We start from the raw sequence: 17590 nt of genomic DNA, 5'->3' as shown, positions 1-17590 counted from the left end.
GTGCCGCAGATCAGATTGAAAACCCTTGTCATTCTGTTGTCTCCAAGACGCCCAAATTCTTCCCAATCGGCCTCTGGATGTTGCCATTCCTCAGATCCGAACTCCTCCTTCAGGAGCCATTTCCCTGAGCGTTAGTAGTAATACTGATTTGAATAATCCTGATCCTGCCATTCAACATCATACATTCCCTTGTTGCAGTCGACCCAGTTGCCTTTTCCTAGGTCGTTTCTGGTAATTGAGTAATGATTTGGGTTGGCGTATTTATCCCACTGCAGGAAGACCAGGTCAAAATCCCATCTGGATCCACTTGTATTCCTGATGCTGTCTTTGTTGATCAGAGTAATTTCATATTGTTTGGTTTGGATTGGACTTTGGCCTTCGTTGATGATAAGTCAGTTCTATGAATTGTATTGATCAGGCATTGGAGTATGGCTTCCTGTGGGTTGTGCCTCGCCGGGCGCGCTGTTCACACAAATAAGGCTTAAAAGTGTTAAAAATAGCCCTTTAATTTTCATGAATCGGTTGTTTATTTCCTCCATCATGCCTTGGCTGATGGTGGCTGATTGCTTCTTGTGTTGCGATCTCGTTCTGCCCAGCCTGCAGCACGTTGTCTTGGACGCTGTGATTCAAAGCTCGTCCTGATCGAAGGGCCTGATCGAGGGGTTGGTCCACGCCTGGATCATCTCCATTGGACGTCTGCGATGCCAGAGAGGATCTCCTGCGAGCTCACGCCGTCGCCGAGTCGGCAGGATTTCGCATCTGTCGCTACCAAAAGGAGAACGTCAGGACCCTGTCCATGTGTTTTTGGGCTGCCCTCGGACTGCTGGCACCGCGCCTGATTCTGGTGCTGATGTGGCTTTTCAACGGCAGTTTTGTTCTGCAGCCGTTTGCTGGGATGGCCGTCCCTAATCCTGTGATCCCGGCTCTTGGTTTGATCCTGCTTCCGACGACAACGCTTGGTTATTGCTGGGCGTCCTCATCATTTGGCGGCGTTTCCAATTTCAGCGGAATATTGGTCGTGGCGATCGGCGTGATCATCGATCTCGGATTGATTGGAAATGGGCGTGGTCTTGCCAAGCGCTGATCGTCATGGCCGAACGTCACCCTTGAGCGCGGTGATCGCCATACCCTCATCAGGAGACTGAGCATCAGGGCGATCCAAAGCACCAGTGCCACGGCGAAGCTTCCGTGCACAATCCAATCCGGCAGGAGTAGGCGTAAGCCCCAGCTGAGCTGCCGGACAATTCCCGAAAGCAGCACCGGAATCACGGTGCCAAACCAGCCGATGCAGACACTGATCAGGAAGCGCCACATGATGGGGGAAATTGTGTGCGAGCCAATCGTTGTGCTCTATTCATGATGCCTGGGCTTATGGACACTGCCGCGTCATCAGAGGCTGCGCTTTCACACTGTCCCATTTGCCGGATTCATTCCGATGTCGACCTGATCGAGCGCTATGAGATTCAGCGCGACGCTCTTTGGGTTCTGCGCCACCATGCTGATCCAGCGCCGTTGCCCGGCTGGTTACTGCTCGACAGTGTTCGGCGCGTTTCGGGCCCAATTGATTTCAACGAGGAGGAGTGCGCTGACTGGGGCCGAGCTGTTCGAGGCGCCAGTGCGCTCGTGAAGATGCTCACCGGGTGTGATCGTGTGTATGCGATCGCCTTCGGTGAAGGAGCCCAGCATTTACACCTGCATCTGATTCCCCGCTTCATCGAGGATTCGAGGACATCTGCATGGTCTGTTGCTGATCACTATCGAGCGGTTGAAGAGGGTGAACGTGCTGCTGCGCCGCCTGAAGCTGTCCAGGACTTGGTGAGGCGGGCCCGTCAGATTCAGGGTTAGTTGTCGTCTGGTTGATGGCTGAAGCGTTGGTTGTGCCATTTTTTCTGGAACGTCGATGATCTGAGATCACCAATCGGCCAGCCCAGATGATTCAGATGCCGAATCAGATTGGAATCAGCTGCAAAACAATGACTGTTGTAAGTGGGTTTAAGTCCGATCTCCTGGAGTGTCATCAGCAGAAGTCGTTCCTCGCGGAGGGTTCCCCGGCGTGCTTCGACCAGAACAAAGTCGCGCTGTTGAAACTCCTTGCACGTTGATGAAAATGCTTCTGAATAGCCGATCAGGATGGTTTCGTCGATCCTGCGCAGGAAGGTGAACACCATTGCCTCAGGCTTGATTTCAAGATCCTGAAAGCGCTCCGTCAACGCGATCACCGCGTCCATCGTCGGGGCTTGCAGTCCCTTCTCGATCTGATCAAAAAGCATGGTCACAGACCTCCCATCGCAAGTCGGTCATCACACGCTGCTTCGTAGTTACGAACTGCGGCCGCTGGGATGGAGCCGTTGCTTTTCATTTGTCGAACGGACAGTTCCACGCACTGCAGCACAACGCTGGTGAGCTCACGACCCTCGCAAAGCGCCCAGCTGCGCAGCAACACATGCAGGCTTGGCGGCACGGAGACCGTGAGCTTCACCTGGTTTTCACGGGTGGTGGCTTTGATCACAGGTGTGATCGTGCGAGTTACTCCAGGGTATCCTTGAAGTTGCTGTGAAGCAACTGCTGAGATGCTTTCCGATCACTGCTGAGTATCTCGTGAGCGACTTTGGGCTGTGTCCGCCGTCGCTTTCAGCTTTTGTTCAGGCCACCCGTGTTCTCTCTCATCACAATGGGTTTTTGAATCGGTGGGGATGCACCGCTTGGCTTTCGCTGCACTGCTGATTCCTCTCACCGGCGGATCAGCGTCCGCCGTTGGTGACGACGCCTGGGATTGGTATTCCGCTATGAGTCCCTTTGAGCAGTGCATGGATTACCTGGCTGGTGATCCAGACATCGAGCAGGTGCTCGCCGAGGATTTGTCTTACTGCGAAGGGCTCTGGGACTCTCCTGAATCAAAATGAGTGTTGCGCGTTCAACAGCGATGGTCCGGCTGATCACTCCATGTGCCGGGGTTGCTCACGGTATTCCTTTCCAATCGCACCATCAGCCTGCCGATGCTGAGCAGACGCCCCGCCGAGAAGGTGTCGGGCTACTGCATTCTTCGGAGCAAGGTCGTTCCAGACCGCTACTGCTACTGAGGCCTCAAACCACAGGCATCACAGAAGCTCCAGGGCCTTCATCACAGCAACACGGATTCCGCCCAGTTTCGACCAGGCCTCAATGGCTTCTTGCTGTGATCGATACGGCCGCCAATCGTTTTCAGAGATTCGCCGTTGAAACTGCGCTGCCACGCGTTTGGCAACGGCCAGGTCGCTTGGGGCAGACAATGGCACCTCGTGCCCATTGAGTAGAAAGTTCTCCGTCATGGCTGAGCGTCGTCGTTGTTCTTCTGTTGTTTCCATCGCTCGAACAGGACAGCGACGCCAATGGAGATGGAGATCGCAATGCTCGCACCAATGGCGACAACCCCGATTTCGAGGGGGATGGCTCCAAAGAGCAGAGAGGCTCCCATGGCCGATTTCGATGACATCCCTCCCATGATGGTGTGCGGCTGCTGATCAGTTGATTCCAATCCCTTGCCGAAGCTGTTGCCGGGTTTTAAATGAGAGTGTGAGGTAGGAGACGCGATGATCGGTTTGGTCAGGTTTTATTGCTACCGCTCTGAAGAATTTTTGCTTGTTGATGCTGTTGAAGAGGAGGCAGAGGATCAATCGAGTGAACTGACCCACGACGGCTGGGATATCGAAGCAACTATTCCGATTTGAGCTTATAGCTTTATGGACTATTGAATCGCATCATTCACGCTTGGTAAGCCAACGGCTCTCACCGTTGTCTGTCGAATGCTGCAAAATCATCAATGAAACTTTTATGGGTTCTCCGCCTGTTCTATTAGGTTTTTGCGTCCTGAATGCCGATCAAATCTTCGCATGAGGCAACTATTTGCTGCTCTGGTTCTCTTGCTCGCCTCGGCATCATCAGCTCTTGCCCAGAGTGACTGGGTTAAAGTTGGTCATTATCAAAATCAACGAGATACCCTCTACAGTACAACGTTGTATGCACGGTTGATGAGTTCTAAATGGGATCAATTGAGTGAGAGCAAGGTGGTCATTTTTCAAATCAATCTGCAATGTAAGGACGTCGGTGCGATGGAGTTTGATGCGATGTGTCGAACGGGCCTCTTCACTTGGGAGCGTCAGATTGTTTTTCCAACGTCAGGTGCCCGCTATTTCTCAAGTGGTACGGAGCCATATTCTCAAAAGGCCAAGATTGTTGCAAGAGATATATTTTGTTCTCGATAGGACTTGCGTTCATTGCCGCTAGCAAAGATCGCTGAATGTTACAAATTGTCTTCAAAAGATTGATATGTGTAAACTCTTTGAGTGGCAATACTGGTCTGAAGGGTGTTTCTATGTGAGCTTCGAGATAGATCAATCTCTATTCCCGTTGTTTTAGTGAATTGAATATTTACCAGTTAAGACTGGCTGCTCAAATTTTGAATTACAGAGTTCTTTTGCGGCTTTGTGTTTGGAAAGTCTTATTTGATGCATTTACCTTTTGATCTGTTTGACGATTCAAGAGTTTGACGTTGGTCTGAGCGCCTGCACGCGTCGCCTGCATCCAACAGGTCGAGCCTGATTTGGCCCGGCTTGCGTGTATGCATGTCGCTAAACTGGCTAAATAGCCACAATTGAGGCTTTTCCGTACCACAATAAAGACGTTGGGTTGTATAAGCCTGATAGCCGGACTGGGCGACGTCCGACGAGTGAATCCTGAATGCATCCTCTGGGTGCGTTCAGGTCCACCCATGTAAGGACCAGCGAGTGCTTTGGTGATTTCATTCCATCGTCCATACAGTTTTCACAAGGATTGTTGTCTCTTAATTTGTGCGTTGCTTCTTAGTAAACATACGACACTATATTCAACATTGATTTCTGACCCATTTGACAGCATCGTCATGGCCAAGTTCGACTGCTTTTTTCCAATCAGAACAAGCACCACTTAAATCCCCATTCATTTCTTTTAATAAGCCTCGACTGCTGTAATTCAATTCGTTTAATGGTTCAACCTCAATCGCCTTGTCAAAATCGGCAAGGGCTCCTTTGTAGTCATTTAAATCAGACTTTACGTATGCACGCATGAAATAAGCAAATCCGTAATCAGGGTCTAGCTCAATCGCTTTGTCGAAATCAGCAAGTGCTCCCTGATAGTTTTTTAGGTCAGATTTTGCCATCCCTCGATACGCATAGGCCCTTCTGTTGAGGGGATTGATGACAAGTGATTTGTCGTAGTCAGCAATTGCGCCCGGATTGTCATCCATATCGTATTTGAGATCTCCGCGGTTTGCATAAGCGTTGGCATCATCAGGATTAAGTTCAATTGCTTTTGTATAATCTAAAATGGCTCCTTTTGAATCCCCTGAATACTCTTTAGCAAAGCCACGATTATAATAAGCAAGACCAAATCGAGGATTGATCTTAATTGCTTTCGTATAGTCGGCGATGGCGCCTTGGTAGTCCCCCTCTCTGAATTTTGCATTGCCTGATTCGTTCCAATCCTCAGCGCTCTGTGCATAAGCTGTCTGAGCTGACAGCAGCGCAGTCCCAGTTACAGCAAAAGGAGTCAGCCCGATAACGAAGCATGGCCCTGTAGGCAGCAGTAGGGAAAACGCAGCAGTAAAGGCAGTGGTAGAACGAGACATTCTGGAGCTGCAAACAGACATTGTCTCTCTAGCAGCTTTGAGCCGCTTGTTCTGCATTGACTTTTTCTTTTCCATAAGATTAATCAATAGAAACCCCGCCATCGCTGACTGGGGTGGTGTGTATCTGGCCCTCAAAAGATTGATGTCTATCAATGCATGGCCAGGTGAGAACCCTCTGGCAATTTGCCGTTTATTGTCCTGTTTGTGGCTCGTTCGCAATTTCTTTGCTCGGGAATCAGTGTGTTTTATTTTTAGCAAGCATGCAGTATGTGTTGCGATAACTGATTTTTGATTACGGGTAATAATATTTGATAACGTTTTCAATTGTTAATCCCTGGACTGTGACCGAGAACAGCACAACCAAATAGGTGACAAATAGGAGCAATATGCTCTCTGGACTGTTCGGAAGTGATAGGGCAAGAGCAACCGATACTCCTCCCCTGATTCCAGCCCAGGTGAGAATTGGTACTGTTCCCGGATTCACCTCAGATATGAGTGACCTAATCTTCACAGGCAATGCAATGGCCAGATATCGAGCAATGATTGAAAGAAGAGTAATGGCAACAAATAAACTGATCAACAACGGATAGCTGATTCCATAGGAGGCATGTTTCAGCAAGAAAATAATTTTCAGGCCAATCAGCAGAAACAGTATGGAATTGAGGATTTCGTCGATCAGCTCCCAGAAGGTTTCGACATGCAAGCGTGTTGACTCTGACATGGCCAGTGATGTGCCTTGATTGCCAATCAGCAGACCTGCGATCACCATGGCAATGGGACCTGAAAGATGCAGGTGCAATGCAATCGAATAAGCACCCGTTACGAGTGCGAGTGTGATCAAAACTTCAAGAACGTAATCATCAATCTGTCGAAGCAGCCAGAAAGCGGATAAGCCAGAGATCAAGCCAAGCACAAGACCACCCACGGTTTCTTTGATTAGTAGCCAGATTGCCGAGGTGAGCTGAAAGCCAGCTTCAGTGCTTTCCTCGCCGATGTTCCCAAAGGCCAATGACGCTAGAACCGAGAAAAGGACCACTGCGACCCCATCATTAAAGAGGCTTTCGCCAGCAATTTTTGCTTTCAATGGCGCTGGAACCTTCAACGTCTTTAAGACGCCCAGCACGGCCACTGGATCTGTTGGGGAGACCATGACTCCCAGTAGCAAACAGATCAAAAACGGCAATGAAAGGCCTATTGCTCCTGATATCAGCCAGAAACCACCTCCAATCACGACTGAGGACAGAACGACGCCAATGCTGGCAAACGCCAGGATCGTCCATTTGTTCTTGAGTAATTGGTCTAAATCAACGTGAAGTGAACCTGCAAACAGAAGAAACGACAACATTCCCTGCATCAATGTGACATTGAAATCAATATTTTCAAGGAATCTGTACACTAATGTGCTCATTTCCAGCGATGGAAAGATCAGATCAAGTGCAACGACAGATAGGCTGGCGACCAGCGCAACAAGCATCAACCCAATGGTGTGCGGAAGCTTTATAAACCAATAATTAAGCGTTCCAAATAAGGTTGCAAGCACAAGCAGGATGGCTGGGATATCGAGTGGTGATGTCATGTTGATGTGTCAATCGGAATAAATGCTTTTAAGGGCATTGACCAAGCTCTTTGTTTAACTTGAAAGCGCGATGAAGTCATCACATCTTAAACGGCGGTGAAATTAAGATCTTCATCTCGAGTGCAACGGTATTGTGAGCTGTCGAGATGCAAGTCATCCTCCGAAGTGCATGGCGATCGATTCTCTCTAGCAGCTTTGCTCTGACCGTTCTGCATTGGATCGATCAGTAGGACTCTCTGCTGTTGTCGCTTGGCTGAATGTGTTAAGTGGTCAGCTGCCGACTTCTGCGCCACCAGACTTTTGGAGCAAACACCAATTACTCCACTTAGTGCAATGTTTTTAAGTTCTTCAGCCGTACAGTCGGCATATTTTCGCGGTGTCTTTGTTGTCGTCGGCCACCGTTAGTGCATTGCTTCCAGGTTCATTCACTTCACCTTTCCAACCTTTGTTGATCCAATCCCAGCAATGTCGATACTTGCTGCATTAGTGACGGAATGGAGAGACTTTTCAGCCTTCCCAAGATTGTTATAGCTGGTTCCTTTGAAGGTTCTGTTCTCGTGATTGCACCGTCTCCCCGCTGCCTTTTAACCCGATCAGGCTTCGGTTGATTCCTTGCCGTTATCTCTGCACCGTTTCGGCTCGCTTAGCCAAGCGTGGTCCATCACAACGATTAGGCAGATGTGATCGTTGCGTTGATGGCAGAGCAATCAAAAACCCCGTCAGGGACAGGGCATTCAGTCAGTGACCGGATTTGAAAGCGGAGAGGGTCGGATTCGAACCGACGGTGGGCTTGCACCCACGCTGGTTTTCAAGACCAGAGCCATAAACCACTCGACCACCTCTCCAGAGAGGTCAGCGCCTGCCTGGCAGGTGCTGACGTGAGTTTAGGTCAACTGGTTGGCTCAGCCCTTGGGCTGGGCCAGGGGTAACAGGCACTTGTCGGAATCACAGCCCGCTGGGCCGGCTTCGTTGAGCTCGCCCTGGTCGTACCGCTGCAGCGCTTCAAAGAAATCGCTGCTGACACGCCGCTGGATCACCTCTGTTTGCATCTGTTCGTAGGTGTCGGCGTCGATCGGCTCGAATGGCAGACGGGGGAACGTTGCATTGGCATCAAAGCGTGCCAGCAGTGCAGCCGAGATGTATCCCTCTCCCTGCTCCATCGCCTGGTGAAGGGCGTCTGCGAGGGGCTCGATCTCGTGCTCGCGGAATTCGATCGTGGCTGAGGTGTTGTGCGCCGTGTAGTGGCGCTGAACCTGCATGTAGAAATCGAACTGCGCCATGGCTGAAAAACCGTTGATGTCCACGGCATCAGCGCCGGGGAGATTGGCCCAGCTCACTTCGGTGGGGATCTCCACCAGCCATTCGGTGCAGCGGGGATCGAAGGGATCGTCGAGCAGGCGTCCCTGGTCGTCTTTATCGGACTGAGACGGAACAATCGTGTACCCGTAATCCATGCAAGCCATCGCAACCGGATCGTTCTTGCGGAACGTGATGCGGCGGATAAAGCGCTGAGCCTTGGGTGGATGCCAGCCAGGAGCCGCTCCTGTGAGCAAACTCTTGGTGCCTGCCGGCTGCACGGTGGTGCAGCGGTTAGGCCGGCGCAGGCCGTGGCGATCGCAGTAATCCCAGACGGTGTCGTTCACCACCTGTTTCCAGCGGCTCAGGTAGGCGGCCTCCTGCGCCTTGAACGCCTTGCCTTCTTCCGTCTCGGGCCGGCCGGCCTCCCACCAGCGCAACCACTCTGTGCCGAAGGCATGCACAAAGAAGTCGAACAAGCCGGTGAAGCTGACGCCCACGATCGGATCCCAGGCGCGACTTTGGCGGTAGCGCTCCACCTCAAAGCGGTGGTTGAGCAGGCAGGCCACTGAAAGTGCTCCAGCCCGGAAGGCATCGGCCTGGCCTTCTTCATCGCTGGGGTCGATCTGATTGAGATGGATCTCCGCCAGGTTGCAGTGGAAATCCGCTCCCAGAATCTCTCCACAGGGGTTGAGGCCATAGCGGCTCAGCCTGTGATCCAGTTCGGCATCGGATATGGGGCCGTGGTTCAGCTGTAACCACTTGCCGGCTTCCTCACGACCCTGGTCGCAGTAGATCTCGATGAATTCAGTGCGCAGCTCGGGGGTGCTGAGCAGATCGGCGTTGGAGCGTGCGATCGCTTCCGGTGCGAACTGGATGGCTCCTTCGCCGGAGTGGAACTGTTTGGTGACCGCGGCCAGGACCACCTCTTTGCTTGGACGCGTGTGATACACACGGGTGTGGTTCGCCATGCGCAGGGCATCCCGCTCGGGATCGATGCGCCAGTTGCCCTGATCGTCCTGCTGCCAGAGATTGTCCTTGGAAGAAGCCGCTGCGGAGTCGTCGGCAGCGAACTGGCGCATGCCGGCACTGCGGCGGATGTTGCCGGCCACGATGGTGACGGCGGCTTCATCGATCAGCAGGCAGCATTCAACTGACGTGAGGCGGCGGCCAACCGCTTTGTTCAGCAGGCGGGCAATGCGGTGATACAGATCCTTGAGCTTCACCGGATTGGCCATGCCGCCGAAGCCCTTCAGGGTTTCGCCGACCGGGCGCACATCGGACAAATCAACCTCAATTTCCACCTCGCCGGACTCGAAGCGTGGATCACTGCTGAGCTCGAGCAGCAGTTGATAGCTGTCCACCCAGCCGCGACGGGTGTCGCCCACCTTGATGCTGACCTTGTTGCCATCGATCTCATGGGTGCAGACGTCCTGACGCTGGCCAGCTGGCGTGATGCCGATATCGGTGACCGACAGCACGGACAGGGTGTTGCGCACCTCCGGCAGCCGTTCGATCAGGTGCGGCTCAATGATGGCGCCGGTGCCGCAACCCATCATCGCCAGGTCCATCATCAGACCGAAAGCATCCCAATCCACCAGGTTGGTGGAAGTGCAGTTGTAGGCCCCAGAAAAATTCTGCTGCTCCTCGATCCAGGGCGTCCCGCCGATCCAAAGCCAACGCCCTGATGGGAGCGCCTTCTTTTCGGTCTGCATCCGGGCCAGCAGAGCCACCTCTGAATCGTTGAGGTCTCCCAGCTTGCGCAGACCGCCAAGGTTGCGATCTCCCACCTGGGCCCAGCTTTCACGGCCGCCAGGCGTGCGACGGCTGTAGGTGCGATAAAAAACCGGATTTGCGGCGGGGGCGGTAGCAGGAAAGTCGCTGAAGCAGGCGCTTTCGCCTGCAGCGACCTCGGCGCGGCTCGGGGTCAGGGTCACGTGCAGCGTTGCACAGGAAGTCTTCGAACACTAACGCCACAGATGGGGGCAGCAAGGCCTCATGACCACCATCTGCAGTGGACCGATCAAACTGAGGTTCTGTAAGGCAGCCATCGATGCAGCGTCAGCCCGAACCTGAGCTCATGGAAGGGCGGCAGCAGGTGCAGGCCTATGCCGCTGCCGATTTCGGTGCTGGCGATGCTCACACCCTGGGCTTGCTCGCGGGCTTGATCGATCGAACGGGAGCCTTGCCGCCGACGCCAACCCTGGTGGATCTCGGTTGTGGCCCAGGCAACATCACGTTGCGCCTGGCGAAGGCTTTCCCAGAGGCACGTGTCATCGGGGTGGACGGTTCATTAGAGATGCTCGCCGTGGCTGAGCACCGCGCCAAGGCACTGGCTCTCAATGTTGAGTTCCGCTGCTGTGATCTCCGCAGCCTTGATGGTCTGCGGGCTGATCTGGTGACGAGCAACAGCCTTCTGCACCACCTCCATCAACCGGATCTGCTCTGGCGCACAACCGCTGTGATCGCAGCTCCCGGCTGTCGGGTGCTGCACCGGGACCTGCGCCGCCCGCCGACCATGGACGCCCTTGATCAACTCCAGCAACGCCATCTCAGTGATGCCCCGTCCCTGCTGATTCGCGACTTCAGAGCCTCTTTGGCAGCAGCCTTTGAGATCCAGGAGGTGGAGGATCAGCTTCATGAGGCCGGACTGGGCAGCTGGACCGTTGAGCCGGAGGATGATCGTTATCTGGTGGTGTCAGGCTTGGTGAAATGAGAGCGATTGATGAGCGGAACGACTGCAGCGACGGATCACGAGCTCACCGAAGAGCTGGCCTCGGCCGTGGATCGGCGCCGCAATTTCGCGATCATTTCCCACCCGGATGCGGGAAAAACAACGCTCACTGAAAAGCTTCTGCTCTACGGGGGTGCGATTCAGCAGGCCGGTGCCGTGAAGGCGAGAGGTGAGCAGCGCAAGGTGACCTCTGACTGGATGGAACTGGAGAAACAGCGGGGGATCTCGATCACCTCCACCGTGCTGCAGTTCGATTACGACACCACCACCATCAATCTTCTCGACACCCCTGGCCACCAGGATTTCTCGGAAGACACCTACAGGACCCTTGCGGCGGCGGATAACGCCGTGATGCTCGAAGACGCCGCGAAAGGCCTCGAGCCTCAGACCCGCAAGCTGTTTGAGGTCTGTCGCATGCGACAGATCCCGATCTTCACGTTCATCAACAAGATGGATCGGCCAGGGCGGGAGCCCCTCACCCTGCTGGATGAAATCGAGGCCGAGCTCGGGCTAACCCCCTGGGCTGTGAACTGGCCGATCGGCAGTGGCGAGCAGTTTCGCGGTGTGATTGATCGGCGCAGCCGCGAGGTGGTTCTGTTCCGTCGGGCCGAACGGGGCAAGCAGGCGACCGAACAGCGGTTGACCCTCGATGACCCGCTGCTGCGTGAGCAGGTGGAGGAGGAACTGCTTGATCTCGCCATTGAAGAGATGGAGCTGCTCGATGTTGCTGGGGCTGAACTGGATATCGAGGCGGTTCACGCCGGAGAGCTGACGCCTGTGTTCTTCGGCTCAGCGATGACCAACTTCGGCGTGCGCCCGTTTCTGGATGCCTTCCTCGAGATGGCGCAACGACCGATCGCCCGCTCCAGCAGCGACGGAATGGTGGATCCGTTGCGAGCCGGTTTCAGCGGTTTCGTCTTCAAATTGCAGGCCAACATGGATCCCCGCCATCGCGATCGCGTTGCCTTCGTGCGGGTCTGCAGCGGACGGTTTGAAAAAGACATGACCGTTAAGCACGCGCGCACGGGTAAGGCCATTCGTCTGTCACGTCCCCAGAAATTGTTCGGACAGGATCGTGCCGTTGTCGAAGATGCCTACCCGGGGGATGTGATCGGCCTGAACAACCCCGGAATGTTCGCCATCGGCGACACGCTGTACGTGGGCTCAAAAGTTGAGTTTGAAGGGATTCCCTGTTTCAGTCCGGAGATCTTCAGTTGGTTGAGAAACCCCAATCCCTCATCGTTCAAGAATTTCCGCAAGGGGGTGAATGAACTCCGGGAAGAAGGCGCTGTGCAGATCCTTTACGACACCGATGAAAGCAAACGCGATCCGATTCTTGCCGCGGTGGGTCAACTGCAACTGGAGGTGGTGCAGCATCGACTCGAAAATGAATACGGCGTCGAATCACGCCTTGAGCCGTTGGGCTTTCAGGTTGCCCGTTGGGTGACCGGTGGCTGGTCAGCGCTTGAGACGGTTGGCAGGATTTTCAACTGCAAAACCGTTCGTGATGCCTGGAACCGTCCGGTGTTGCTGTTCAAGAACGAGTGGAATCTCAATCAGTTGAAAGACGATCACCCCGATCTAGAGCTCAGCAATGTGGCTCCGGTGGTGAGTGGAGTTGAGCCCATCAGCCTCTGACGGGGCTGCTTCAGGGCTGCTTCAGGGCTGAGTCATTGATGGGACGTGGTGAAGTGAATCGCCTGGGAACTCCCCCACAGCTGTTGGCGCACCTCTTCGGCGCGCTTGATGCAGCGCTGTGCCTCCGAGCGTGAGACGCACAGACGCGCCTGATCTTCGATCTTGATCAGCTCGAGAAGCTGTTGAAGCGTCTGCATTATTCCCCCGTCGATAACCCAGTCTTAACCCTGCCTTAAGTCTAGGCAAGTTCTTGTTTGCGCTCTATTGCGCCGTTGCGTCCACGCCGGCGCGGCGAGCTCGCCAGACTGCATTTAGGAATGACTCAAATGTTGGACACACTCTGGCTACTTCGCACCGGTGCGGATGGCGGCACGGAGTATGTCTGCTTCCGTGGCAGTGCCGATCCGATCGAGATGATCGAGGCCTATCACCTGCCGCCTCAAATGCCGCTTCTTAAAAAACGTCGCTGGCTGAACCAATCCGAGGCCATCAGCTGTCGTCGTCGCCTGGAATCCTCCGAGGGTTTCCGTCACGGAACACCCCTCTTCTGAGCAAGTGTCGATACGCTCTAGTGATGTTTATTGATGAGCCGCGATGGCTGCGGTAGGCGACCCTGGCTCAAATCCGAATGCGGGAGACCCTTACGGTCGCCTGGGATTGTCTGCCGGTGCCAGCTTTGAAGCTGTGCAAAGTGCCCGACAGCGATGTCTCAACGAGGCTGGTGACGATCCCCAGGAGAGGGCGCGGGTAGAAGCTGCCTACGACGCCGTTCTCATGGCCCGGCTTCGTAATCGTCAGGATGGTGAGGTCAGCCAGGCTGCCGCCAGCGCTTCGGAGCGGGAGCAGATCAAAGGTGTGGAATCCCCTGCGGTTTCCCTCCCAGGCGTTGGGGTGCTGCAACGTTTCCGCTCCAACCTCCCTGATCCGGCCCAGTCCTTGAGCGGTTTAGCTCCCCAGTGGAGTCTCGTGGAGGGGCAAGGCCTCGTCGTGCGCCTTGTTGCCGGCTCACTGGCGCTCCTGTTTCTGGTCTTAAGCCCCGGCAGCAGCCAGCTGGTTCTCTCTCTCGGGGTGATTGGAAGCTTCCTCAGTCACGTGCGTCGTGGGCGTCGTGCCTTGCCAGCCCTGGGATGGTCCCTCATGACCCTCTTGGCCGGTTTGCTGCTTGGAGCGTTGTTCACTGCACTGTTGCCTGCAGAAGCTGGGCTTCCGCTGGCCGTCCAGCAGGATCAGCTCCAGGCTTTGCCGGCCGTTCTGCTGTTGTGGCTGGGCTCTCTTTTCCTGTCCTAGGGGTTTGGCGAGGACCACTGGTCCTGCCACGGGGAATAGGGGCTAGGCAACCGACGGAAACTCGTCGATCAGGGCTTCCAACTGCTTGGCATTGATCTGATATTTCGTGTTGCAGAAGTGACAGGTGAGTTCAGCTCCACCGTCTTTTTCCAGCATCTCAACCAATTCCTCACGACCCAGCAGGACCAGGGCCTTGATGCTCCGCGTTCTTGAGCATGGGCAAGAAAAACGAACGGGTTGGCTGGCTTCCACATCCTCGAGCGGTTGAGGATCCAGGTCTGGGAAAACATCGGTCAGCAGCTGCTCGAGGTTGTCTCCGCAATGCGCCAGACGATCGCTGAAATCGTGGATCTCCCGACAGCGTTGGTCGATCAGCTCCACAAGAGCCGGTTCCTCCGCGGCCTTGGGCAGGATCTGTACCAGAAGCCCGCCACAGCAGTGCAAGGCCTGACTGCTGATCCGTTCACCGACAAACACCCCTGAGGGTGTTTGTTCCGAATGCAACAGGTATGAGGCGATGTCATCTCCGATTCCTCCGCTGACCAGTTCAACGGTGCTGGTGAATGGTTCTCCGCGGCCGTCGTCCCGCATGACATGCAGGTAGCCCGTTCCCGCCGCCGCTGTGAAATCAAAGCTGTAATGCCCCTGTCGATCCGCGATCGGATCGAGTTCGAGATCAGCCTTCCCTACATAGCCGCGAGCACTGCCATCCCTGCCGGCGTCGACCATCAGGCCGCGGATCGGTCCATCGGAGCCCATCCTGATATTCACCCGGCCATGACGCACCTTCATGGAGCTGGCCAACATCAAGCCGGCACTGATGGCTCTACCGAGCATCACCGTGGTGATGTACGACAAGCCATGGCGTTCCCTTGCCTCCATCACCGTGTCCCTGGTGGACACGGCCACAAGCCGGATCCCACCACCGGCCGCGGTTGCCCGCACCAGACGGTCGGCCATCATCCATCCCCAGCTCGAGGCAATGTAGACATTGGACTCAGGCGTCCGTTCTGCAGCCGATGTCGGTCACATCGCCAGTCCCGGAACAACTCCGGCTCGTGCGTCACGACGATCAACACCCGTTCGCGTGAGAGATCTGCCAGCAAATCCAGCACATCGTCCCGGACCGACCAATCCAGGCCAGCCGTCGGTTCATCGAGCAGCAGAACTTCAGCTCCGCGCAGCAACTGGACGGCGAGTGAAAGACGCCGCTGCTGCCCACCGCTCAATCGTTCAGGGGCCATGGATCGATCGATTGATCCCAGACCCACCTGGTGCAGAACCTGGTCGAGCCGTTCTCCAGGCAGACGTCGATGCCCCAGTTTCAGCTCCTGATGAACGGTGAGACCGAGAAAGTGGCGCTCCGGGAATTGAAAAACGATGCCGCATAACGCCCGGCGTTGCCGTTGCGTCAGCGTCTCGTCCTGCCAGCGGATGGTTCCGCTTCGGCATGCGGCAAGCCCGCTGATCACATCAAGAAGACTTGTTTTTCCTGAACCGCTGGCGCCAGCGATCAATACCGGTTGTCCGGTTGATGCCCTCAGCTGGATGCCATTGAGAATCGGCTCGACGGCTGTCGCAGGCGCGTAGTGGAGCTGCTCGAGTTCAAGCATGATTCACAGCTTGATCCATGATGCGAAAAGCCCGTTGGATCCATGGACGTCCGTTTTCGCGAGGTCGATCCTTTCAACTGCTGGTTGTGGCTTCGATTTGCCGAGGTCCCCAGTCAGGGTGAACGCAATTACGTCGATGGAATCTTCGACAGCTGGTACGTGATCGGACGTTTGGGTGGGTTCAATGCGGAGAACCTCCAGGTGCATGAGGAGGGCGCTGATCTGAGTTGGATGGGCTACGACAACGACGATGCTGAGTCGGTGATGCCGGCCCTGATGCACAACATGGGGCAGCTGGAATACCAGCAGGAATGGGCGCGCTGCTGGATGGATATGGGCACCAGCGATGGAGTCGCCATTGATGTGTTGATCAACGCCTTGCGCCAGCTGGATACCGACGTGGTTCAAATCGAGGAGCTTGTGGTCGGCGGCGTCAACGAGGACTGGCCGGTGGAAGAGCATCCCGACAGCGTGTTTCCTGCCGGTGGCTGAACTTCGTCGCTTGCTGGTTGATCCGGCGCGTCTGGATCGGCTGGCCGACGGGGAGCGGCAGCTTCAACTCCTGCCGGACGAATCCCATTACCTGCGGCGTGTGCTGCGACTGCGCTCCGGGGATGCCGTGGCTGTTGTCGATGGCACGGGGGGATGCTGGACCGCGTGCCTTCTCGGATCGGATCAACTTGAAATCCCTGCGGGACAGAACCTGTCCCAGCGGGTGCCAGCGCCGGAACCTCCGCTCGGTGTTGCGGCCGTGCTGATGCGCCGCGGCATGGAGGATTGGCTGCGCATGGGCTGCGAGCTGGGGGTGGATCGTTTTCAGCCCCTCACCAGCGATCGACGCGTTGTCCAGGCTGACCATCGTCCCCAGCGATGGAGCGTGATCCTGCGCGAGGCGGTGGAGCAGTGTGAGCGGCTCTGGAGTCCGCAATTGGCGGATCTGAACTCTCTTGATGCGTGGTGCCCAGAGACGGAGGCGCTCGTTGGTTTTGCTGTCACCCGAGAGGAGACCGTCCCCTGTGCTGAAGATTGGTTGATGGGCTGTGCCGATCGAGCGCGTCCGATCTGGATCGTGATTGGTCCTGAGGGTGGCTGGAGCGAGCGTGAGCGTCAGCTGGCGGATCAGCGTGGCTGGCAACCGGTGCGTTTGGGAGACTCGATCCTGCGCTCTTCAACCGCTGCTGTTCGTGCCGCGGTGACGCTGGTGAGCTGGCGCTCGCGCAGCAAAGAGAGGTCCTCAACGGGCGCTTAGGCCTTGAACAGATCTCCGGCGATGGTCCGGAATCCCTTCATGCTGGCTCCGGGACGGCGTCGTCCCTGCCGCAGAGCACTGCCTGGCATCAGGTTGTCTGGCGCGAAGGTTGTGAGGGGAACAGCAGGACGGGCAGCCTCGGCTGCAGCCAGCTCGGCAGCGATCGCTTCGGCTGTTGTTTGAAATCCTGTTGTTTTTACTTCTGTTGTTGTTGCTTGTGAAGTGGCAGTTGCTTTTGTTGTGGCAACTGCTTCGGCAGCAGGGAGATCAGCAGACCCACTGGCGGCCGCAGCAGGCGTCGCTACAGCCGCAGGCGTTGCTACAGCCACTGGCTGGGTTTCCGTTGCTGGTGCAATCGGCTCCGGTTCGGATGCAGCTGGCTCGCCAGGGTTCAGAACCACACCGGCACTTTTGCTGTCGGTGTCCTCAAGTGTCAGAAAGAAGCCGGCGTTACCGGACCTGTTGAACACCATGCCGATGGACTCCGAACAGGGGCCCATCTTCTCCTCAGCCCCTGCGGAACAGGGCCTTTCGCGAAAGAGGTGACACATTATTT

The 17590-nt window shown here is 55.5% G+C and carries 24 protein-coding genes and 1 tRNA gene; 12 read left to right on the top strand and 13 right to left on the bottom strand.

What is annotated here, in order from left to right; translation table 11 throughout:
• The first annotated feature begins 796 nt into the window (after positions 1-796).
• On the top strand, positions 797-1084 hold the full coding sequence (locus tag SYN9616_RS0104935; RefSeq protein WP_028952128.1) for a hypothetical protein: 288 nt from the start codon (positions 797-799) through the stop codon (positions 1082-1084).
• 3 nt (positions 1085-1087) lie between these two features.
• On the opposite strand, the gene SYN9616_RS17100 is transcribed toward SYN9616_RS0104935, so the two are convergent.
• Complete coding sequence (locus tag SYN9616_RS17100; RefSeq protein WP_156918675.1) at positions 1088-1312, bottom strand: hypothetical protein; 225 nt, start codon at positions 1310-1312, stop codon at positions 1088-1090.
• A gap of 59 nt (positions 1313-1371) precedes the next feature.
• Between SYN9616_RS17100 and SYN9616_RS0104930 the strand changes: the two genes are divergently transcribed.
• The gene (locus SYN9616_RS0104930; RefSeq protein ID WP_156918674.1) at positions 1372-1845 is read left to right on the top strand and encodes an HIT family protein; all 474 of its coding nucleotides are present in this window, start codon (positions 1372-1374) and stop codon (positions 1843-1845) included.
• Here the strand turns inward: SYN9616_RS0104930 and SYN9616_RS15220 are convergent.
• Together SYN9616_RS15220 and SYN9616_RS0104920 are read right to left on the bottom strand one after the other, a co-directional pair.
• Entirely contained in the window at positions 1842-2270 is a 429-nt protein-coding gene (locus SYN9616_RS15220; RefSeq protein WP_037990686.1) for a hypothetical protein, read from the bottom strand. The two genes, SYN9616_RS0104930 and SYN9616_RS15220, sit on opposite strands and share 4 nt — an antisense overlap.
• 2 nt (positions 2271-2272) lie before the next feature.
• A complete protein-coding gene (locus tag SYN9616_RS0104920) occupies positions 2273-2509 on the bottom strand; it encodes a hypothetical protein (RefSeq protein ID WP_028952126.1) in 237 nt (78 codons plus the stop codon).
• A gap of 184 nt (positions 2510-2693) precedes the next feature.
• Here SYN9616_RS0104920 and SYN9616_RS0104915 point away from each other — a divergent pair, with 184 nt between their 5' ends.
• Both SYN9616_RS0104915 and SYN9616_RS18070 read left to right on the top strand, forming a co-directional pair.
• Complete coding sequence (locus tag SYN9616_RS0104915; RefSeq protein ID WP_028952125.1) at positions 2694-2903, top strand: hypothetical protein; 210 nt, start codon at positions 2694-2696, stop codon at positions 2901-2903.
• A 51-nt stretch (positions 2904-2954) separates the two neighbouring features.
• Positions 2955-3080 (top strand): hypothetical protein, encoded by a 126-nt coding sequence (locus SYN9616_RS18070; RefSeq protein ID WP_255326788.1) that lies wholly within the window; start codon positions 2955-2957, stop codon positions 3078-3080.
• Between the two features lie 18 nt (positions 3081-3098).
• On the opposite strand, the gene SYN9616_RS0104905 is transcribed toward SYN9616_RS18070, so the two are convergent.
• Together SYN9616_RS0104905 and SYN9616_RS15215 are read right to left on the bottom strand one after the other, a co-directional pair.
• A complete protein-coding gene (locus tag SYN9616_RS0104905; protein WP_028952124.1) occupies positions 3099-3308 on the bottom strand; it encodes a hypothetical protein in 210 nt (69 codons plus the stop codon).
• A complete protein-coding gene (locus SYN9616_RS15215) occupies positions 3305-3472 on the bottom strand; it encodes a hypothetical protein (RefSeq protein WP_156918673.1) in 168 nt (55 codons plus the stop codon). Before SYN9616_RS15215 ends, SYN9616_RS0104905 begins: the two co-directional genes overlap by 4 nt.
• A gap of 97 nt (positions 3473-3569) precedes the next feature.
• Between SYN9616_RS15215 and SYN9616_RS17605 the strand changes: the two genes are divergently transcribed.
• Complete coding sequence (locus tag SYN9616_RS17605) at positions 3570-3707, top strand: hypothetical protein (protein WP_198015140.1); 138 nt, start codon at positions 3570-3572, stop codon at positions 3705-3707.
• Positions 3708-3869: 162 nt separating this feature from the next.
• Positions 3870-4241: a hypothetical protein gene (locus SYN9616_RS0104890; protein WP_028952123.1), complete on the top strand. Its 372-nt coding sequence runs from the start codon at positions 3870-3872 to the stop codon at positions 4239-4241.
• Positions 4242-4861: 620 nt separating this feature from the next.
• On the opposite strand, the gene SYN9616_RS15210 is transcribed toward SYN9616_RS0104890, so the two are convergent.
• The 4 genes from SYN9616_RS15210 to nrdJ all read right to left on the bottom strand — a co-directional run bounded on the left by SYN9616_RS15210 (position 4862) and on the right by nrdJ (position 10450).
• Positions 4862-5965: a tetratricopeptide repeat protein gene (locus SYN9616_RS15210; protein WP_232200043.1), complete on the bottom strand. Its 1104-nt coding sequence runs from the start codon at positions 5963-5965 to the stop codon at positions 4862-4864.
• Positions 5934-7217 carry a sodium:proton antiporter gene (locus SYN9616_RS0104880; protein WP_028952122.1) on the bottom strand — a complete coding sequence of 428 codons (1284 nt, stop codon included), beginning with the start codon at positions 7215-7217 and terminating at the stop codon, positions 5934-5936. The genes SYN9616_RS15210 and SYN9616_RS0104880 overlap by 32 nt, the downstream gene beginning before the upstream one ends.
• 758 nt (positions 7218-7975) lie before the next feature.
• Positions 7976-8062, bottom strand: a tRNA-Ser gene (locus tag SYN9616_RS0104875).
• A 57-nt stretch (positions 8063-8119) separates the two neighbouring features.
• Positions 8120-10450, bottom strand: coding sequence for a ribonucleoside-triphosphate reductase, adenosylcobalamin-dependent (gene nrdJ / locus SYN9616_RS0104870; RefSeq protein WP_028952121.1), 2331 nt, complete (start codon positions 10448-10450; stop codon positions 8120-8122).
• Between the two features lie 116 nt (positions 10451-10566).
• Between nrdJ and SYN9616_RS0104865 the strand changes: the two genes are divergently transcribed.
• A complete protein-coding gene (locus SYN9616_RS0104865; RefSeq protein WP_028952120.1) occupies positions 10567-11229 on the top strand; it encodes a trans-aconitate 2-methyltransferase in 663 nt (220 codons plus the stop codon).
• 9 nt (positions 11230-11238) lie between these two features.
• Positions 11239-12885: a peptide chain release factor 3 gene (locus SYN9616_RS0104860; protein ID WP_028952119.1), complete on the top strand. Its 1647-nt coding sequence runs from the start codon at positions 11239-11241 to the stop codon at positions 12883-12885.
• 32 nt (positions 12886-12917) lie between these two features.
• Here the strand turns inward: SYN9616_RS0104860 and SYN9616_RS17600 are convergent, their stop codons facing one another.
• The gene (locus tag SYN9616_RS17600) at positions 12918-13082 is read right to left on the bottom strand and encodes a hypothetical protein (RefSeq protein ID WP_198015139.1); all 165 of its coding nucleotides are present in this window, start codon (positions 13080-13082) and stop codon (positions 12918-12920) included.
• A 132-nt stretch (positions 13083-13214) separates the two neighbouring features.
• Here SYN9616_RS17600 and SYN9616_RS0104850 point away from each other — a divergent pair, with 132 nt between their 5' ends.
• Complete coding sequence (locus SYN9616_RS0104850; protein WP_028952118.1) at positions 13215-13436, top strand: hypothetical protein; 222 nt, start codon at positions 13215-13217, stop codon at positions 13434-13436.
• 43 nt (positions 13437-13479) lie between these two features.
• Positions 13480-14172 carry a CPP1-like family protein gene (locus SYN9616_RS0104845; protein ID WP_028952117.1) on the top strand — a complete coding sequence of 231 codons (693 nt, stop codon included), beginning with the start codon at positions 13480-13482 and terminating at the stop codon, positions 14170-14172.
• Positions 14173-14214: 42 nt separating this feature from the next.
• Here the strand turns inward: SYN9616_RS0104845 and hslO are convergent, their stop codons facing one another.
• Positions 14215-15132, bottom strand: a complete 918-nt coding sequence (hslO, locus tag SYN9616_RS0104840) for an Hsp33 family molecular chaperone HslO (protein ID WP_028952116.1) — start codon at positions 15130-15132, stop codon at positions 14215-14217.
• Positions 15132-15785, bottom strand: a complete 654-nt coding sequence (locus SYN9616_RS0104835; protein WP_028952115.1) for an ABC transporter ATP-binding protein — start codon at positions 15783-15785, stop codon at positions 15132-15134. Before SYN9616_RS0104835 ends, hslO begins: the two co-directional genes overlap by 1 nt.
• A gap of 42 nt (positions 15786-15827) precedes the next feature.
• On the opposite strand from SYN9616_RS0104835, the gene SYN9616_RS0104830 reads away from it, so the two are divergent.
• Positions 15828-16277 carry a DUF3531 family protein gene (locus SYN9616_RS0104830; protein ID WP_028952114.1) on the top strand — a complete coding sequence of 150 codons (450 nt, stop codon included), beginning with the start codon at positions 15828-15830 and terminating at the stop codon, positions 16275-16277.
• Positions 16270-17034, top strand: coding sequence for a 16S rRNA (uracil(1498)-N(3))-methyltransferase (locus tag SYN9616_RS0104825; RefSeq protein ID WP_028952113.1), 765 nt, complete (start codon positions 16270-16272; stop codon positions 17032-17034). Before SYN9616_RS0104830 ends, SYN9616_RS0104825 begins: the two co-directional genes overlap by 8 nt.
• On the opposite strand, the gene SYN9616_RS0104820 is transcribed toward SYN9616_RS0104825, so the two are convergent.
• Positions 17031-17534: a hypothetical protein gene (locus SYN9616_RS0104820; protein WP_232200040.1), complete on the bottom strand. Its 504-nt coding sequence runs from the start codon at positions 17532-17534 to the stop codon at positions 17031-17033. The genes SYN9616_RS0104825 and SYN9616_RS0104820 overlap by 4 nt on opposite strands.
• Positions 17535-17590: the final 56 nt, after the last annotated feature.

The organism is Synechococcus sp. CC9616, from assembly GCF_000515235.1.
In the GTDB taxonomy this organism is placed as follows: Bacteria; Cyanobacteriota; Cyanobacteriia; order PCC-6307; family Cyanobiaceae; genus Parasynechococcus.
Note: the sequence above shows the minus strand (reverse complement) of the source record. Positions and strands in the feature narration are given on the sequence as shown.

Coding starts and splice junctions, on each gene's coding strand:
- SYN9616_RS0104935 (WP_028952128.1), top strand. CDS start 797: ATGTGTTTTTGGGCTGCCCTCGGACTGCTGGCACCGCGCCTGATTCTG.
- SYN9616_RS0104930 (WP_156918674.1), top strand. CDS start 1,372: ATGGACACTGCCGCGTCATCAGAGGCTGCGCTTTCACACTGTCCCATT.
- SYN9616_RS15220 (WP_037990686.1), bottom strand. CDS start 2,270: ATGCTTTTTGATCAGATCGAGAAGGGACTGCAAGCCCCGACGATGGAC.
- SYN9616_RS0104915 (WP_028952125.1), top strand. CDS start 2,694: ATGCACCGCTTGGCTTTCGCTGCACTGCTGATTCCTCTCACCGGCGGA.
- SYN9616_RS0104905 (WP_028952124.1), bottom strand. CDS start 3,308: ATGACGGAGAACTTTCTACTCAATGGGCACGAGGTGCCATTGTCTGCC.
- SYN9616_RS15215 (WP_156918673.1), bottom strand. CDS start 3,472: ATGTCATCGAAATCGGCCATGGGAGCCTCTCTGCTCTTTGGAGCCATC.
- SYN9616_RS17605 (WP_198015140.1), top strand. CDS start 3,570: ATGATCGGTTTGGTCAGGTTTTATTGCTACCGCTCTGAAGAATTTTTG.
- SYN9616_RS0104890 (WP_028952123.1), top strand. CDS start 3,870: ATGAGGCAACTATTTGCTGCTCTGGTTCTCTTGCTCGCCTCGGCATCA.
- SYN9616_RS0104880 (WP_028952122.1), bottom strand. CDS start 7,217: ATGACATCACCACTCGATATCCCAGCCATCCTGCTTGTGCTTGCAACC.
- SYN9616_RS0104865 (WP_028952120.1), top strand. CDS start 10,567: ATGCAGCGTCAGCCCGAACCTGAGCTCATGGAAGGGCGGCAGCAGGTG.
- SYN9616_RS0104860 (WP_028952119.1), top strand. CDS start 11,239: ATGAGCGGAACGACTGCAGCGACGGATCACGAGCTCACCGAAGAGCTG.
- SYN9616_RS17600 (WP_198015139.1), bottom strand. CDS start 13,082: ATGCAGACGCTTCAACAGCTTCTCGAGCTGATCAAGATCGAAGATCAG.
- SYN9616_RS0104845 (WP_028952117.1), top strand. CDS start 13,480: ATGGCTGCGGTAGGCGACCCTGGCTCAAATCCGAATGCGGGAGACCCT.
- hslO (WP_028952116.1), bottom strand. CDS start 15,132: ATGGCCGACCGTCTGGTGCGGGCAACCGCGGCCGGTGGTGGGATCCGG.
- SYN9616_RS0104835 (WP_028952115.1), bottom strand. CDS start 15,785: ATGCTTGAACTCGAGCAGCTCCACTACGCGCCTGCGACAGCCGTCGAG.
- SYN9616_RS0104830 (WP_028952114.1), top strand. CDS start 15,828: ATGGACGTCCGTTTTCGCGAGGTCGATCCTTTCAACTGCTGGTTGTGG.
- SYN9616_RS0104820 (WP_232200040.1), bottom strand. CDS start 17,534: ATGGGCCCCTGTTCGGAGTCCATCGGCATGGTGTTCAACAGGTCCGGT.